The following is a 16,615-nucleotide window of genomic DNA, read 5'->3' on the forward strand; positions in this document are numbered from 1 at the left end:
GGTGGCGACCGACAAGCCGGCCGCCAGCTCAGAACGGGCCTTGACCATCCGGGCGCAGATCTCGTTGACCGCCTCGGGCAGGGGCGAGATCATCGCGAACCGTTCTGGATCGACGCCGGGCCGGTCGCCACCATAGGCGATCGCCCGCACCTCGGCGGCCATTTTGCAGATGCTCCGCATCACCAGAAAATCGATGATTTTCCAAGATACCATGAACAGAATCGCCGCACCGGCCAGCGATACCAACACCAGGGCATTGAAGGATTCGGGTGCAAGCGGCCCGTGCGAAAGCATCGCGCCTGCGGTAACAATCACCGCAACATTGGCGACGAACGCCGCAGCAAGCCAAGGAAATGGACCCCGCCATTTGACCGGCACGGACAGCGTCTCCTCGTAAGGATGGCGGTCGAAACGATCGACTCTATCTATCACGCCGATTGCGGGCGACGACGTCAACCCCGCTGATCAAACATCGCCGTACAGCAAAAACCCTTGATCGCTCCATATGCGCGGGAGCAATTGACGAAACGACCATGCCGCCTGCTGGTCGGGAGGGGAAACAATCACTCCCCCTCCCGACCGAACGGAGCGTTCGGTCTTACAAAGCCTGCCAAATCTGGCGGGCATATTCCGCGACGGTTCGATCCGAGGAGAATTTCCCCATTCGGGCGACGTTCAAAATCGCCTTGCGGGTCCATGTCTCGGGATCGGCGAAGGTGCGGTCGGCCCGCTCCTGTGCCGCGACATACTGGGCAAAATCGGCGGTCAGCAGATAGTGGTCGCCTCCCACCGTCAGGGTATCGATCAGAGCGCGATAGCGGTCGGGCTCATCGGGAGAGAAGAACCCGGTTCCGATCATGTCGAGCGCAGCCGACAATTCCTTATCGGCCCGCACCGCGGCGCAGGCGTCATAGCCATCAACACGATGACGGGCGACTTCCTGTGCGGTCAGGCCGAACAGGAACATGTTCTCCTCACCAACTTCCTCGCAGATCTCGACGTTGGCGCCATCCCAGGTGCCAATCGTCAAAGCCCCGTTCATCGCCATCTTCATATTGCCGGTACCCGATGCCTCGGTCCCGGCTGTTGAAATCTGCTCGGACAAATCGGCAGCAGGCATCACCAGTTCGGCAGTCGAAACATTGTAATTGGGCAGGAACACCAAACGGAGCCGCCGACCGACCAGAGGATCGTTGTTGACGACCTCGGAGATGTCGTTGACCAGCTTGATGATCAGCTTGGCGAGGTGATAGCCGGGGGCCGCCTTGCCCCCGATAATCACGGTGCGCGGCTGAGACTCCAGCAGCGGATTGGCGCGAATCCGGGCATAGCGCACCACGACATGCAGCAGGTTGAGAAGCTGACGCTTGTATTCGTGGATGCGCTTGACCTGAACGTCGAACAGCGAGGTCGGATCGACCTCGATCCCCAGGCGCTGGGCAATCATCACCGCGACATCGCGCTTGTTGGCGTTCTTGATCTCGACAAAAGCGGCGCAGAAAGCGGGATCGTCGACAAAAGCCTCAAGCTTGCGCAGTTGGTCGAGATCAGTGTACCAGCCGTCGCCGATACTTTGGGTAATCAGCGCCGACAGGCGTGGATTGGATGCCAGCATCCAGCGCCGGGGCGTGACGCCGTTGGTAAGGTTGATGATCTTTCCGGGCGATAAATGTTCGAAATCGGAAAAGATCGTGCTTTTCATCAGGCCGGTATGGATCGCCGCAACGCCGTTGACTTTATGGCTACCGATCACGGCGAGGTGAGCCATCCGCACCCGACGGTCCGCACCCTCAGCAATCAACGACACCCGATTCAACAATTCGGTATCGCCGGGATGGCGATAGCGGACGCCTTGCAGGAATTCGTGATTGAGCTGATAGACGATTTCGAGATGGCGTGGCAGAACCCGTGAGAACAGATCGACCGACCAAGTTTCCAGCGCCTCGGGCAACAAGGTGTGATTGGTATAGGCGCAGCAGCCTCGGGTAATCTCCCAGGCCCGATCCCATGCCAGTTCGTGCTCATCGACCAGAACCCGCATCAGCTCGGCCACCACCATCGCCGGATGGGTGTCGTTGAGCTGAATCGCGACCTTATCGGGCAGCTTTTCCCAATCGGAATGGCTCTTGCGGAAACGAGAGAGGATGTCCTGGATCGAAGCCGCGACGAAGAAATATTCCTGCTTGAAACGCAGTTCCTTACCGCGTTCGGTCATGTCAGAAGGATAGAGCACCTTAGACAGGGTCTCTGACTCGTTCTTATCGCGCACGGCCTCTATATAATTTCCGGCATTGAAGTATTTCAGGTCGAACTCTCGGGTTGACTTCGCCGACCACAGCCTGAGATTGTTGACCTTCTTTCCACCAAAGCCGGGAACCGGAACGTCATAGGCCATCGCCATGACTTCTTCGGCATCGACCCATTGGGAGCAGTTGAACCCCCGGCTGTCGCGGAAATGGATCACGCGGCCGCCAAAACGAACCGGGAAGATCACACCCGGACGGGGGAATTCCCATGGATTGCCATAGCGGAGCCAGTTTTCGGGGCTTTCGACCTGCCACCCATGCTCGATATGCTGGGTGAACATGCCGTAATCGTAGCGGATGCCATAGCCGAAACCAGCCACGCCGATCGTCGCCATCGAATCAAGCAGGCAGGCCGCCAGACGGCCCAGGCCGCCATTGCCGAGCGCCGCCTCGACCTCCCAGGCCGCGACTTCCTCGAAATCCTGCCCCAGTTCAGCCAGCGCTTCCCGCACCGCATCGTACAGACCGAGATTGATCAGGCTATTGACCAGAGTCCGGCCGATCAGGAACTCCATCGAAAGGTAATAAACCCGTTTGGAATCCTCACGGTAATAGCCATTCAGGGTTGGCATCCATCCCTGGGTAACGCGATCACGCACGGCATGGGCCGCCGCCAGAAACCAGTCGCGCGCGGTGGCGCTGACCGCCTCCTTGCCAACGGTATAGATAAGATGGCTGCGAATTGCCGTCTTCAGCTCTTCGACATCCTCGTGTGACGAATGCGCCGCCGCAGGCCCTGCTTTATTCATCGTTTTCTTCCCGCCCGCCATAAGATCCTCTTCTCTCGCCATTCCTTCACGAAACGGCGGCTTTGAGCAAGTATCGTTATACACTGCCGCCCCCCGGAAGGGACAGGTCGCGCCGTCCGTCACGCGCGGAGAAGCCCTCGGCCAGCGAACGGATGCGTTCGTCGGCGAGAATCTCGGCTATATCGCGCGGATAACGGCACCGCCAATTCGGATGTTCCGTTGTAGTTCCCGGCAGATTCATCTGGAGATCGAGCCCCAGGACGTCCTCGATCTGAACCATTGTCAACCGCGACCGCGACCGCCCGAGAAAGGCGTGAGCCGCGGCTGCAAGCTGAACCGCCCGATCGTCCGACACGTCATCCTCAGTCGAAAAATCGGCGGAAAGAAGCCCCTCGCCCGACAGGGTAGCAATCAGGGCAACACGGTCGCGGACACGCTGTCCGCGCTCCTCGTCGGCCTGCCCTGGACGAGGGTAAAGGTCAAGCTCCTCGCGCCGGTCAATATCATGTCCCAGCCACCACGACCGCGCCGACGGAAGATCATGGGTCGCGAAGATCGCCAAAGCCTGCGCGTCGAACTGATCCGAGGGACGGAACCGATCCGCGCTCTCTTTCTCGAACACCATCACCCGATAGGCGAAGATACCGGTTTTTTCCATCCGCTCGCGGAAGCCATCGGGAACCGTGCCTAGATCCTCGCCAATCACCAGGCAGCGGTTGCGGCGACTTTCCAGCGCCACCAGCCGGAACAGATCCTCGACCGGATAACGGACATAAGCGCCCTGATCGGCTGAAAAACCGGGCGGCACCCAATACAGGCGCTGCAACGCCATGGCATGGTCCAGCCGCAAGGCTCCGGCATGGCGCATGTTGGCCCGCATCACCGCGATAAACGGAGCGAACGCCCGTTCATACAGCGCCAGCGGGTTGAACGGCAGCAATCCCCAATCCTGGCCCTTGAGCGCCAACGGATCGGGCGGCGCGCCGACCGAGACCCCCAACGCCAGACTATCCTGCTCCAACCAGGAATCGCCTCCGTCCCCGGCGATGCCGACAGCCAGATCGCGATAAAGCCCGATCGGCGCACCGGCGTCGAGACCAGCGCGATGCGCCCGCGCCAATTGACTGTCCGCAACGAATTGCAGCCAGTGGAAAAAGTCGATCCGCTCGCTATTCTCGGCTGCGAACCGCGCCACTCCAGCCGCGTCAGGATGGCGCAAATCCTCGGGCCATGTCCGCCAATAAGGCGTCCCGGCCTCGATCATCCGCTCGTGCAGCGCCTCGAACAGAGCGAACTGGCGAGCGCGTTCGCCTCCCGCCTGCCGAAATGCCTCGAATGCGGCGAAATCACCCGATTGCCGGAATGCACGGAACAGCGCTTCCAGGATCGGCCGGGACAGCCGCGCCACGGTCTCGTAATCGACCAAAGCGGGTTCGCGCGCCCGCCCCAGCAACGCCTGGAACGCTGGGGCGGCAAACAGCCGCCGGGCCTCGCGGCAATCGGCGAACTCGGGAACCGCCTCGATATCGATATAGGCTGTGTTGAGGAACATCCGGCTCGACGGCGCATAGGGACTGAAGCGCTCGGGCTGAGTTGGGAACAGCGCGTGCAGCGGGTTGACCCCAATGCAGGACGCTCCCAGCTTCGCCGCGCCCTCGGCCAATTCAGCCAGCGCGTCATAACCGCCCAGTCCCCAGTCGCGCGACGAGCGCAGAGCATAGATCTGGGTCGCGATACCCCAGGCTCCCGGCTCCTGTGCCACGACCGGAGGCGTATAGGCCCGCGACGGCGCGACAATCAGAGATTGTTCAGCACTTACCCCATCCGGGCCAGTCAGAGTCAGACGGTGATACCCAATCGGCGGCAAGGCGGGCAGCAGCAACGAACGGCGGCGCAGGTCAACGCCATCGACGGAGCGGCCGTCCCCCTCCCCCAGATCAGCGGGGTAAAAGCTGCCTCGGTGAGCGATGCCGAGTTCCTCTTCGAGCGTCCAAGAGAAGAGGTTCCGGTCGGCGGCCACCGGCAGAGTCACCGTAATCGAAGGCGAACCAGACCCCTCCTCCAGCACCAGAACCGGCTCGATCCAACGGCGCCACGGCCGGGTTTCGAGCTCAGTCAGGCTGGCTGCCACCTCGGCCTCATCGGCGGCGGGAAACCCCATCGCCGCCAGGAACACCCGCTTCGTGTCGGGCGGAACCACCCGCCACTGACCGAAAAAGTCCCACCACCCGTCCTCAATGCCGGCAAGAGTCGCCAGCCGGTCGAGGGCTGAAATCCCGGTCATGGCCTAAATCCTTCCTGTATGTCGCGGACGAATCCCCGCCCTCCGCTGACGCTACGCAATACGGCAAGCGACCGCGACCTTAGCGCATAAGTAATTCCGGCGGCCCATGTCCCGGTCGGCAATCCAGGCTGAACCTCGGTCGTGTCGAACACAACTTCCCACGCATGCCCCAGCGTCGCGGGCGGCAAGACATAAGGAACCGCTTCGTGATAGGCGTTCATCAGGACCAGGAAGGTATCGCCCGCTTCTTCCAGCCCCTTAGGCTCGTCGATCCCTGCCACCCCTCCGCCCAGCACGAAACCCAGCGAGCGGGCATAGGGTAAGGTCCAATCGGCCTGGGTCATTTCGCGCCCTTCCGGCGTGACCCAGATGATGTCCTTCAGCACGAGATTGGGCAGACGCTTTCCTTCAAGGAAGCGGGCCCGACGGAACACCGGATTATCCCGCCGCAGCTTGATCAGAATGCGGAAGAAAGCCAGCATCTCTTCATCGACATTGCTCCAATCGACCCAGCCGATTGGATTATCCTGGCAATAGGCGTTGTTGTTGCCGCCCTGGGTGCGGCCCAGTTCGTCCCCGGCCAAAATCATCGGCACCCCCTGCGACAACAGCAGCGTGGCGATCAGATTGCGGGCCTGACGCTGGCGCAGGGCTGTGACCTCTGGATAGGGGGTCTCGCCGTCATGGCCGCAATTCCAGGAATAATTGGCGTCGGTACCATCGGCGTTGCCCTCGCCATTAGCTTCGTTGCGCTTGCGCTGATAAGTGACCAAATCGCGCAGGGTAAAACCATCATGGCAAGTGACGAAGTTCAGGCTGGCCGAGGGACGACGGCCACCCCACGAGAACAGATCGGCCGAGCCGGTCAGACGGCTGGCCAGATCGCCGATCATCCCGCCTTCGCCCGACCAGAAGCGACGCACGGTATCGCGATATCGCCCGTTCCATTCCGACCAACCGGGAGGGAAACGCCCCAGACGATAGCCGTCACCTCCCAGATCCCACGGTTCGGAAATCAGCTTCACCCGCGACAGCACTGGGTCCTGGCGCACAGCGTCGAGAAAGCTGGAACCGCCGGAATCGAACCCATTGCGTCCGCGAGCCAGGGCCGAGGCAAGATCGAAGCGAAACCCGTCAACCCGCATCTCCTCGGCCCAATAGCGCAAGGAATCCATCACCATCTGCAAAACGCGGGGGTGAGTAAGATTGAGTGTGTTGCCGCAACCGGAATAATTCTCGTACCAGCGCGGATTGCCCGGTCGCAGGACGTAATAGCTGGCATTGTCGATGCCACGGAATGACAGGGTCGGCCCCAGATGATTGCCTTCGGCGGTGTGGTTGTAAACCACGTCCAGGATCACCTCGATCCCCGCCTCGTGCAGGCGCTGCACCATGCTCTTGAAGTCACGATGAGCGCTGGTGACGTAAAAGCGCGGGTCGGTGGCAAAAAAGCCGATCGTGTTGTAGCCCCAGAAATTGCGCAGCCCTTTTTCGACGAGGTGGCGTTCGTCCACGATCGCCTGAACCGGCAACAATTCGATGCTGGTCACCCCCAGCGACTTCAGGTGATCGATCACGCCGGGCTGGGCCAACCCGAGGAAACTACCGCGATAGGCCGGGGGAACGCCGGGATGAGTCATCGTCAGGCCGCGCACGTGGGCCTCATAGATGACAGTCCGCGACCACGGCACCGAAGGACGACGATCGTCACCCCAGGTGAAGGCGGTATCCAGCACCCGGCATTTCGGCATGAAACGAGCGTTGTCGCGACGATCCGCCACCAGATCCTGCCGCGGGCCGCCGACGCGGAAACCGAAATGGGCGTCGGTCCATACCATTTCGCCACTCAATGCCTTGGCATAGGGATCGAGCAGCAGTTTGTGCGGGTTAAAGCGATGGCCGGCATTGGGATCATACGGCCCCCAGACACGATAGCCGTACAATTGCCCCGGCCGCACGTCCTGCAAATAGCCGTGCCAGATCTGATCGGTATATTCGGGCAGAACGATCCGTTCGGTCTCGCGCAGGCCGCGACTATCGAACAGGCACAGCTCGACCCGCTGGGCATTCGCGGAAAACAGCGCAAAATTAACGCCGTTGCCGTCCCAGGTAGCACCCAGCGGGTTAGGAGAGCCGGGTAAAAGGCGGCGGGCGTTCATTCAATCCTCGACAGGCGACTGGGTGGACAGACGGAAACCTCGATGCGGCACACATCGACTCAGGCGGCGATTGTCCTCTCAAACACGTCGAGCAGGGCTATCCTACCCTTATCCGTCGCGCTTGAACACCGAGACCGACAGCGGAGGCAGCCGAAGCAGAATCGACCAGCTATGGCCGTGCCACGGAATGTCCTCGGCTTCGACCCCACCATTGTTGTGGACATTCGAGCCGCCATACCATTCGGAATCGGTATTGAGAATCTCACGATAGAACCCGGACTCAGGCACACCAATCCGATACCCTTCGCGCACAACGGGGGTAAAGCTGCCGACCACCACGATGCAATCATGCGGATCGACGCCGAGGCGCAACCAACTCAGTACCGAATTGTCGCGATCGTTGCAATCAATCCAGGCAAATCCGCGCTGATCGTTGTCGAGTTGATACAGGGCCGCTTCGGTACGATACAGACGATTGAGGTCGGCAACAAGGCGACTCACCCCCCGATGGCGCGGCGAGTCAAGCAGGTGCCAGTCGAGGCTGCTATCGACATTCCACTCCCGTTCTTGGGCAAACTCGCCTCCCATGAACAGAAGCTTCTTACCCGGCTGCATCCACATGAAGCCGAAATAGGCGCGCAGATTAGCAAAACGCTGCCAGTCGTCGCCCGGCATCCGCCCGATTAGAGACCCCTTGCCGTGAACCACCTCGTCATGAGACAGCGGCAACACGAAATTCTCGTGATAGGCATAGAGCTGGGCAAAGGTCAGGTCGTCGTGGTGATAGCGGCGGTGAATCGGGTCTTTCGAGAAATAATCGAGGGTGTCATGCATCCACCCCATGTTCCATTTGAAGCCGAATCCCAGCCCACCCAGATGGACCGGCCGCGACACCATCGGCCACGCGGTTGATTCTTCGGCGATGGTGACGGCACCGGGATGCTCGGCATAGACCAGCTGATTCATCCGGCGCAGGAAGTCGATTGCTTCGAGATTCTCGTTGCCGCCAAAGCGGTTCGGCAGCCAGTCGCCAGGATCGCGCGAATAATCGAGATACAGCATCGACGCCACCGCATCGACCCGCAGCCCGTCAACGTGGAATTCCTCCAGCCAATACAGGGCGTTGGCGCACAGATAATTCATTACCTCGGTGCGGCCAAAATTATAGATCAGGGTGTTCCAGTCACGATGGACACCCAGGCGCGGGTCTTGATGTTCGTAAAGATGCGTCCCATCGAACCAGTGCAGACCATGCGGATCACTGGGGAAATGGGCCGAAACCCAATCGATGATGACACCGATACCACGCTGGTGCAGCCGCTCGATCAGAACGCGGAAATCATCGGGAGAGCCGTAACGCGAGGTCGGCGCGAACAACCCCACCGGCTGATAGCCCCACGATCCGCCAAACGGATGTTCGTGCACCGGCAGGAACTCGACATGGGTAAAGCCCATCTCGACAACGTAATCGACCAGTTCGTCAGCCATCTCCAGATAGGTCAACGGACGATTTCCGTCACCGGGATTGCGCCGCCACGAGCCCAGATGGACTTCGTAGATGCTAACCGGGGAATAACGGTCGTTGTGGCGCTGACGATTTTGCATCCAGTCGGCGTCCGACCATTGCCATTTCGGCTGGCTCCAGACCTTCGATGCGGTCTTCGGCGAGCGTTCGGCCCAGGTGCCGCAAGGATCCGCCTTCAACGGCAGCATCACGCCGCCGCGCGCAACGATCTCGTACTTATAGATCGTGCTGTGCCCCAGACCGGGCAGGAACAGTTCCCAGACCCCGGCATCGTGACGTAGCCGCATCGGGTGGCGGCGCCCGTCCCAGGAATTGAAGTCGCCCACCACCGAGACTCGCTCGGCATTAGGCGCCCACACCGAGAACAAAACGCCCTCGATGTCGTCGATGGTCCGAGGGTGCGCGCCCAGGATCTGATAGAGGCGCATATGTGTCCCCTCGACCAGCAAATGGATGTCGAGCGGGCCAAGTTGGGGCGGGAAACGGTAAGGATCGTCGATTTCCTCGATCATCCCATCGGGACAGATCACGCGCAGACGGTATCCGTCCGTTCCGCCCTCGGGCAGACGGGCGGCGAACACACCGTCGGGATGAACCCTGGTCATCGCGATCGGGGTGTCCCCGGTCAGAACAAAAACCTCGACAGCTTGAGGCTGGAAGCTGCGCAAGACCACTCCTCCATTCGCGGGATGAGGGCCAAGGACGGCGAACGGATCGCTATGCCGCCCTGCGGCAAGGGCATCGGCATCGCCGGGCTTGATCAGAATGGGGATCTCGCGCATGCGGACTCCTTTTAGGTCGGGCAAGGGAGGCGAAGGGAATACCGGACAGTGCCCTTGCGGCTCCACCGTCGAAGTGTCATCGCTTTTATCAGGATTGGCAAAAGCGGATTTCGCAGCCCGGCCTTTCCAATTAACAGCGAAGTCGCAAATGACAAAGGACTTCGAACGCCCCGCTGACGGATTGGTGAATCTGCCTGCGAATGCAGGCGAAAAATGCTCCGATAACGGTGCGAAACCGTTACCGCTCCGATTTTACGCCGTCGAGAGAAGAAAAAACCTGCTATCTTTTTTTCTGAGTCATCATCTGCCACTTATAAGGGCGACGGAAAGATGAGCGTACTTGCAAAAGTTTCCGGCCTGATCACCATCGGCCTTCTGCTGGTTTTCCTCTATCTGTCGGTCGCGACTTCCGGAGCGATCTTTGGAGCCGTGGCCGACCCCTCACCCGGCACCAGTCCGTTGGGGTTTGCCGTCTATATCGGCCTCCTCCTCACCGCGATCTGTGGTGCCCTGGTCATGCTCTTGGCCACATCGGGTGGATCGGGCAAGGACTGACGGAGTGACTTCGCGCCCGGTCAGGGCGTTGTCTTTGCTCCCCCCTCCCCCTTGCGGGCATCGGTTCCACTGCCATCGTCGAATATGTTGAATAATTTACGCAGGAACCCCGGAGTCAGGGCGGAGAGCGGATTGACCGTCACCGATGGATCTGCGGCAGCCCCCTTCATCGTGTAATTGAAGGCGATAACGCCGCCCCCCTTATCCCCCCCGGTGATCAGCCAACCCAGAATCGGAATTCGTCCCAACGCGCTGTTCAGGACATAGGCTGGAACCACGGTTCCCTCGATCGCCAGACGTGAACGGTCAAGATCGATCTGGCCCTTGGCGGTAATCCCCAACGCTGCCCCCCAGGCGCGAGCGTCCTTCAGTTCAAGCAATCCGTTGGAATAGATGAACGGCGCATCCAGCGACGAAAAGCCGACGCCTTCCCCCTGCAACACATCCAGGATGCCAGTCAGCGCCGCCACCGTCAGCAGACGGGCCAAAGCGGGGGCGTTACGGATATGATAATCCGCGACCTTGACGGAACCGATCAGCGGCTGCGCCGGGTTTTTGTCATCGATATATCCGTCAATGACCAAATCGCCTCCGACCAGATCGTCAAAAACGTCGAAGGTTCGGGCGACAGCGCCGGCATCCTCGGACGTGACGGTAAAGCTGCGCCGCCGCGCCGCGTCGCTGGTCAGGGTCGCCGATAGCGACTTCCCGCCGTCCAAAGTCCCTTTCAGCGACATCGCGCGCCAGTCCTGAGCATCGCGGTGTAGCGACAGGGCCGTCTGGTGAACCGCCCCCTTTTCCGAGACCCATAGGGATTGAACACTGGCGACAACGCCCATCGGCGGCGGCTTGGAATCCTTCGACGATTCTTCGTTCTGGGACAGGACCGGCTCGGCGTCAAAGCTGGGGCCGGTAAAAACGACGTCGAAGCCACCGCCTTGACGCAGGGTTACACTGCCCTCGCCATGGGTCCGACCATAGACCAGCCGTGACAGATCAACCCGCCGCAACGTGCTGTCGGGACCGAACGCGGCCGAGCCGCGTGCCTCCAAATCGCCGGACAAAACAGTAAAGCGGGGAATCGCCCCGACCTGACGATGGTCGAGCCGGATCGATGCCTCGGCCGTACCGGGTTTTCCTGGCTCTTTCGACCACCCCAACCCCGGCAGGCTCAAACGCGCCGGGCCAAGATCGAGTCGGCCGTCGATATCGCCTCGTCCGCCATCGGTGAAGGTAATGGTGACGTCGGCTCCGACCGGACCGGACAGGAATGCCCCGGCATCAAGGCCAAGGCGGCGGCGGTGTTCGTCGCCAACAGCAGCGGCCTTAAGATGATAACGGCTGCGGAAGGCCGTTCCCTTCGCCGAGAAATTCTCGCGCCAACTGAGTGTTGCCGGAAGTCCACCCAGAATCACCGTACCGGCGGCGTCCAATCCCTTGCCATCGACGGTAAGATCGAGCGCCCCGCCCTCCAGATCCTGCCCCATCGCAACCTTGGGCAGAGACAGCGACTTCACCGCCGCCTGGGCGCGAATATCAAGATCGTCGAGCCGTAAGGTCTTCAGAAGCGGGAATTTAAGCGAAAGCCGAGTGGTGGCTTCCCCCCCGGTCTTACTTGGCTCGATTCCAAGTGCCTGGGCATAGCGCAACGGTGGACTATCGAGCAGGCGCAGCGCGTCCGGGATCGGGCCAGAAATCGTCAAGGCGATATCGGCGAACTGATCGACCTGATCGAGGCCGGTGAACCCAACCAGCCCGTCCTTCAAACGCAAGCCGAACACTTCGCCCGAGACCAGGGCGATCTGCATCGAATGAGCGTCATAGGTGACGTTTGCCGCTACGGCTCGCGCTGGCGGCATCGGATTCAGATAATCGACGTTGACACCATCGACCCGGATCACACCGCCCGCATGGTCGATCACCAGATCCTCGGGTTTGCCGCTGGACGGCAGATGGGCGACCAGCGCCAGGGTTGCTTCGTGAACCATCCCTTTCGACAAGTTGGGAATAACCCAGTCGCGGGCGTTCTGTCCCACCCCCTGGGGCCACAATTCGTGCAACCGATCAACCGGCAGGTCGTGCACCACCGCATCGAGCCGGACCGGACCGCCGCCAACGGCCAAACCGTCGAGCGATCCTGTCGCGGCCAGGGTCGGGCCACCGAAATCAAGCTTTAGCCGGGCAAGATTGATCCGCCCGGCGGCCCGATCATAACCTCCCCGCGCTTCGATTCCGGCAATCCGGATTGCACCTTCGGCCAACGTCGGCGGCGGAGTTACGCTCCCGGCTCCGCCGGTGATGTCGAAATCGAGCTGTTCGACACTACCCTCTCGGTCAAATTTGGCGTGAACCGAGCCGGTCAGCGGTAAATCAACCGCCGTCATCGGCGTCAAGGCGCCACCAAAACGGGCCAGCAAGGCAGGCCGTAAGGCCGTGAAACGCGCCACGGCGTCCGCCGTCTCATTGTCCTTGCGGTAGGATGCCTCGATATCCAGCCCGATCGTGTCGCCGTCCAGTTCCAGTCTGGCCCGCCCGGTGACGACCAACCCGGTCTCGATTCGGCGGAATGTCAGGTCGGATTCGGGAATCCGCCATTGCCGCCCCAAAACCTGATCATCAACGATGATCTCGGCCGAACGAATTGTCAGGGATTGCAGAGTCCGGCCCGGCTTCGCCGGATCGGGATCACCCAACAGCGCATCGCGGATCGCGGCGGCGACCGCTTCGGATTCCGCGGTGGGTTCGGATGCTTCGGTACGGCTATTGACACCCATATGGACCCGGCCATCGGGATCGCGTTGCAGCTTCAGCCGCGGACCGTATAACTGGATCGTGTTGGGGGCGACGATTCCCGCCAGCAACGCCCGACCACTAAGATTGAACGACATATCGGGCGCGACGGCGATCTGCTGATCGCCGGGTCCAAAGGCGCGGACGTCAAAGGCATGAATTTCCAGAAGACGCCCATTGTCCCCGGCCATCAGCACAGTGCTGCCCAGCCGGACAGTCAGCGAACCGTCGCGGGCGGCCAGGGCCTCTTCGATCGCCGGAGTCAGGAAATCAAGCAAGATCGGCCCCTGCGACAACCGCCAAGCCAGCAGGGACGCACCAATCAGCAGACCGACCAGAAGCAACCCCAAGACCCGAAACAACACACTGACGGCTCCGTGGACCACACCTCCCCCCTTGCCTGTTGGAACATTGCCAGAAAACCACCGGCACGCTTGACCCTTGGTCAAGCATTCCGCAGTGTTGCAGGCAAGCATAACAACCGAGGTGGCACAAGGTGCGATTTCCCGCAATTCCCTCTTTGCTTCCCCGTGTTGCAGACCCATCCCGCGTCGAACTCGGTCTGGCCCGCTGGGCCGAGGCTGCTGAATCGATCGACGATCCCATCCTGGGCGACTTCATCCGCGCCCTGCCCGACGACAAAGATGGTGGTCCGCTGATACGGGCTGTGTTCGGCAATAGCCCGTTCCTTACCCATTGCCTTGAAACCGAACCCGCCTTCGTGAAGCGGATGCTCGATCAGGGGCCGGACGAGACGCTGGAGGAGCTTCTGGTCGGCCTTGACGCCGATCTGGCCACCGAAAGCGATCAGGTCCGGCTGATGCGGGTGTTACGGGTGGCCAAGCGCCGGGGGGCCTTGCTGGCCGGACTGGCCGACATGGCCGGAGCCTGGAGCCTGGAACAGGTTACCAGCGCCCTGTCCCGACTGGCTGATGCCACGATCTCGCTGGCACTGAACGCCCTGCTGCGACGCGCGGCGGAACGGGGCGACCTGTGCCTGACCAATCCGGAAAATCCCTCGACCGACTCGGGGATCGTCGTGTTGGGGATGGGCAAGCTGGGGGCGTTCGAGCTGAATTATTCCAGCGACATCGACCTGATCGTCCTCTACGACCACGAACGGCTGACCTATACCGGCCGCAAAAGCGTTCAGGAATGCGTGGTGGCGCTGACTCGCGATCTGGTGCGGGTTCTTGATGAGCGCACCGCCGACGGCTATGTCTTCCGTACCGACCTGCGTCTCCGCCCCGATCCCAGCTCGACCCCTGCGGCGGTTGTTCTGGCCGCCGCCGAAACCTATTATGAGAGCTTCGGTCAGAATTGGGAACGCGCCGCGATGATCAAGGCGCGCCAGGTCGCAGGCGATATCGAAACCGGAACAGCCTTCCTGAAATTCCTGCGCCCGTTCATCTGGCGCAAGTCGCTGGATTTCGCCGCGATCGCCGACATCCATTCAATCAAGCGGCAGATCAACGCCCACCGGGGCAGCCGGACGATCGCCGTTGCCGGTCATAACGTCAAATTGGGGCGGGGCGGTATCCGCGAGATCGAGTTCTTTGCCCAGACCCAGCAACTGATTTGGGGCGGACGCCAACCTGAATTGCGCCAATCCGGCACGGTAGCGGCGCTGGCGGCGCTGGCCGAGGCCGGACATGTCGGAGACGAGGTGGCGGCATCCCTGACCGAGGCATACCGCTATCTGCGCCGCCTGGAGCATCGGCTCCAGATGATCGACGACAAGCAAACCCAGACCCTGCCGACCGATCCGGCCCTGCTGGACGGGATCGCCGCCTTCATGGGCCATACCGATTTCGACGAATTCGCCGCCGCCCTGACCGTGCGGCTTCAGACCGTCGAGAGCCATTACGCCCACCTGTTCGAGGACGCTCCGGCTCTGTCCGCGCATGGCGATCTGGTTTTTACCGGCGGCGACAACGACCCCGAGACGGTGCGAACCCTCAATTCGATGGGCTTCCTCAATGCCGACGCGGTGTGTTCGACCTTACGCGGCTGGCATCACGGCCGCGTCCGCGCCACCCGTTCGACCCGCGCCCGCGAATTGCTGACCGAGTTGACGCCGACTCTGCTCGAAGCCCTGTCCAACACCGCCGCCCCCGACGACGCCTTCCTGCGGTTCGACGAGTTCCTGGGCGGACTACCGGCCGGAGTGCCGCTCTTCTCGCTGTTCCACGCCAACCCGACCCTGTTGGAACTGGTGGCGGAAATCATGGGCGACGCCCCGTTATTGTCGGCCCACCTCGCCCGTCACCCTTCGCTGCTGGATTCAGTCCTACAGGCCGGTTTTTTCGCTCCACTGCCCGATCTCGACACCCTGATCGCCGAGCTTGACCGGGCACTGGAGCAAGCCGACGATTTCCAGCAAGTGCTCGACGTGGTGCGGCGCTGGGCCAATGATCGCAAGTTCCAGGTCGGCGTATTGACCCTGCGCGCGGTCATCACACCGGCCGAAGCCGCCCGCGCCCTGTCCGACATCGCCGAGGCGGTGATCGATCGGATCGCGCCCCATGTCGAGGCTGAATTCGCCCACACCCACGGCCGGGTGCCGGGAGGAGCTTGGGTGGTTCTGGCGATGGGCAAAGCGGGTGGACGCGAGATGTCGGCCACGTCGGACCTTGACCTGATCCTGATCTACGATGCGCCGCCCGAAGCCGAAGAATCGGACGGTGGCCGACCGCTGGCGGTCGCGACTTGGTTTGCCCGTCTGACCCAGCGCCTCGTCAACGCTCTGACCGCCAAAACCGGCGAAGGAACCTTGTACGAAGTCGATATGCGGCTACGACCATCGGGCCATTCCGGTCCGATCGCCTCCAGTCTGGAAGCCTTTGCCCGTTATCAGGCCGAAGCGGCCTGGACCTGGGAGCATATGGCCCTGACGCGGGCGCGGGTGGTGGCGGGCGATCCCGCTCTGGCCGGGCGTATCGAGGCGGTTCTGCGCGAGACCCTGACCAAACGCCGCGACGCCGACCGGCTGGTGACCGACGTTGCCGAAATGCGCGAGCGGATTGCCAATGAGCACAAGGCCGTCAAGGGATGGGACGTCAAGCATCGGCGTGGCGGACTGGTCGATATCGAATTCATCGCCCAGACTCTGCAACTGGCACATGGGGCCGACCATCCCGAAATCTTGTCGCCCAACACCGCCGAAGCACTATCCCGCGCCCGTGCCGCCGGCCTGATCGGACTGGGCGACGCGGCGACCCTGGACGAGGCCCTGACGCTATGGTCGGCGGTCCAGACCGTGCTGCGCCAGACCCTGCCCGGCGGCTTCGACGAACGGACCGCTTCGCGCGGGTTAAAGGATTTGCTGGCTCGCGCCGCTGGTGTCGGCGATTTCAAGAGCCTCATCGACCGCATGGACGATTGCGCCCAGGCGGCGTTCGAGGTCTTCACCCGGCTGGTGGATAGCCCCGCCCGCCGCCTTCGTCCCCCCGCGTAAGGAAGTCC

8 protein-coding genes are annotated in these 16,615 nt (G+C 61.7%); 2 read left to right on the forward strand and 6 right to left on the reverse strand.

Annotation, left to right across the window (positions count from 1 at the left end; translation table 11 throughout):
- The 5 genes from PHAMO_RS06835 to glgB all read right to left on the reverse strand — a co-directional run.
- On the reverse strand, nt 1–432 hold a 432-nt coding region (locus PHAMO_RS06835), incomplete at its 3' end, for a hypothetical protein (protein WP_155801596.1).
- 166 nt (nt 433–598) lie between these two features.
- Nucleotides 599–3,055 (reverse strand): glycogen/starch/alpha-glucan phosphorylase, encoded by a 2,457-nt coding sequence (locus PHAMO_RS06840; protein ID WP_051002394.1) that lies wholly within the window; start codon nt 3,053–3,055, stop codon nt 599–601.
- Between the two features lie 76 nt (nt 3,056–3,131).
- Entirely contained in the window at nt 3,132–5,339 is a 2,208-nt protein-coding gene (malQ, locus tag PHAMO_RS06845) for a 4-alpha-glucanotransferase (RefSeq protein ID WP_002727748.1), read from the reverse strand.
- On the reverse strand, nt 5,336–7,498 hold the full coding sequence (glgX, locus tag PHAMO_RS06850; protein ID WP_002727750.1) for a glycogen debranching protein GlgX: 2,163 nt from the start codon (nt 7,496–7,498) through the stop codon (nt 5,336–5,338). Before glgX ends, malQ begins: the two co-directional genes overlap by 4 nt.
- A gap of 108 nt (nt 7,499–7,606) precedes the next feature.
- The gene (gene glgB / locus PHAMO_RS06855; RefSeq protein ID WP_002727752.1) at nt 7,607–9,805 is read right to left on the reverse strand and encodes a 1,4-alpha-glucan branching protein GlgB; all 2,199 of its coding nucleotides are present in this window, start codon (nt 9,803–9,805) and stop codon (nt 7,607–7,609) included.
- Nucleotides 9,806–10,135: 330 nt separating this feature from the next.
- Between glgB and PHAMO_RS06860 the strand changes: the two genes are divergently transcribed.
- Entirely contained in the window at nt 10,136–10,360 is a 225-nt protein-coding gene (locus PHAMO_RS06860) for a hypothetical protein (protein ID WP_002727753.1), read from the forward strand.
- 20 nt (nt 10,361–10,380) lie between these two features.
- On the opposite strand, the gene PHAMO_RS06865 is transcribed toward PHAMO_RS06860, so the two are convergent.
- Nucleotides 10,381–13,515 carry a YhdP family protein gene (locus PHAMO_RS06865; protein WP_235720808.1) on the reverse strand — a complete coding sequence of 1,045 codons (3,135 nt, stop codon included), beginning with the start codon at nt 13,513–13,515 and terminating at the stop codon, nt 10,381–10,383.
- A 131-nt stretch (nt 13,516–13,646) separates the two neighbouring features.
- Between PHAMO_RS06865 and PHAMO_RS06870 the strand changes: the two genes are divergently transcribed.
- A complete protein-coding gene (locus PHAMO_RS06870; protein ID WP_002727755.1) occupies nt 13,647–16,607 on the forward strand; it encodes a bifunctional [glutamine synthetase] adenylyltransferase/[glutamine synthetase]-adenylyl-L-tyrosine phosphorylase in 2,961 nt (986 codons plus the stop codon).
- Nucleotides 16,608–16,615 lie beyond the last annotated feature (8 nt).

The organism is Magnetospirillum molischianum DSM 120 (genome assembly GCF_000294655.1).
Taxonomy (GTDB): domain Bacteria; phylum Pseudomonadota; class Alphaproteobacteria; order Rhodospirillales; family Magnetospirillaceae; genus Phaeospirillum; species Phaeospirillum molischianum.

Bases quoted from the DNA above. Each gene is read 5' to 3' on its own strand.
- malQ (WP_002727748.1), bottom strand. From the start codon at position 5,339: ATGACCGGGATTTCAGCCCTCGACCGGCTGGCGACTCTTGCCGGCATT.
- PHAMO_RS06860 (WP_002727753.1), top strand. From the start codon at position 10,136: ATGAGCGTACTTGCAAAAGTTTCCGGCCTGATCACCATCGGCCTTCTG.
- glgX (WP_002727750.1), bottom strand. From the start codon at position 7,498: ATGAACGCCCGCCGCCTTTTACCCGGCTCTCCTAACCCGCTGGGTGCT.
- glgB (WP_002727752.1), bottom strand. From the start codon at position 9,805: ATGCGCGAGATCCCCATTCTGATCAAGCCCGGCGATGCCGATGCCCTT.
- PHAMO_RS06840 (WP_051002394.1), bottom strand. From the start codon at position 3,055: ATGAATAAAGCAGGGCCTGCGGCGGCGCATTCGTCACACGAGGATGTC.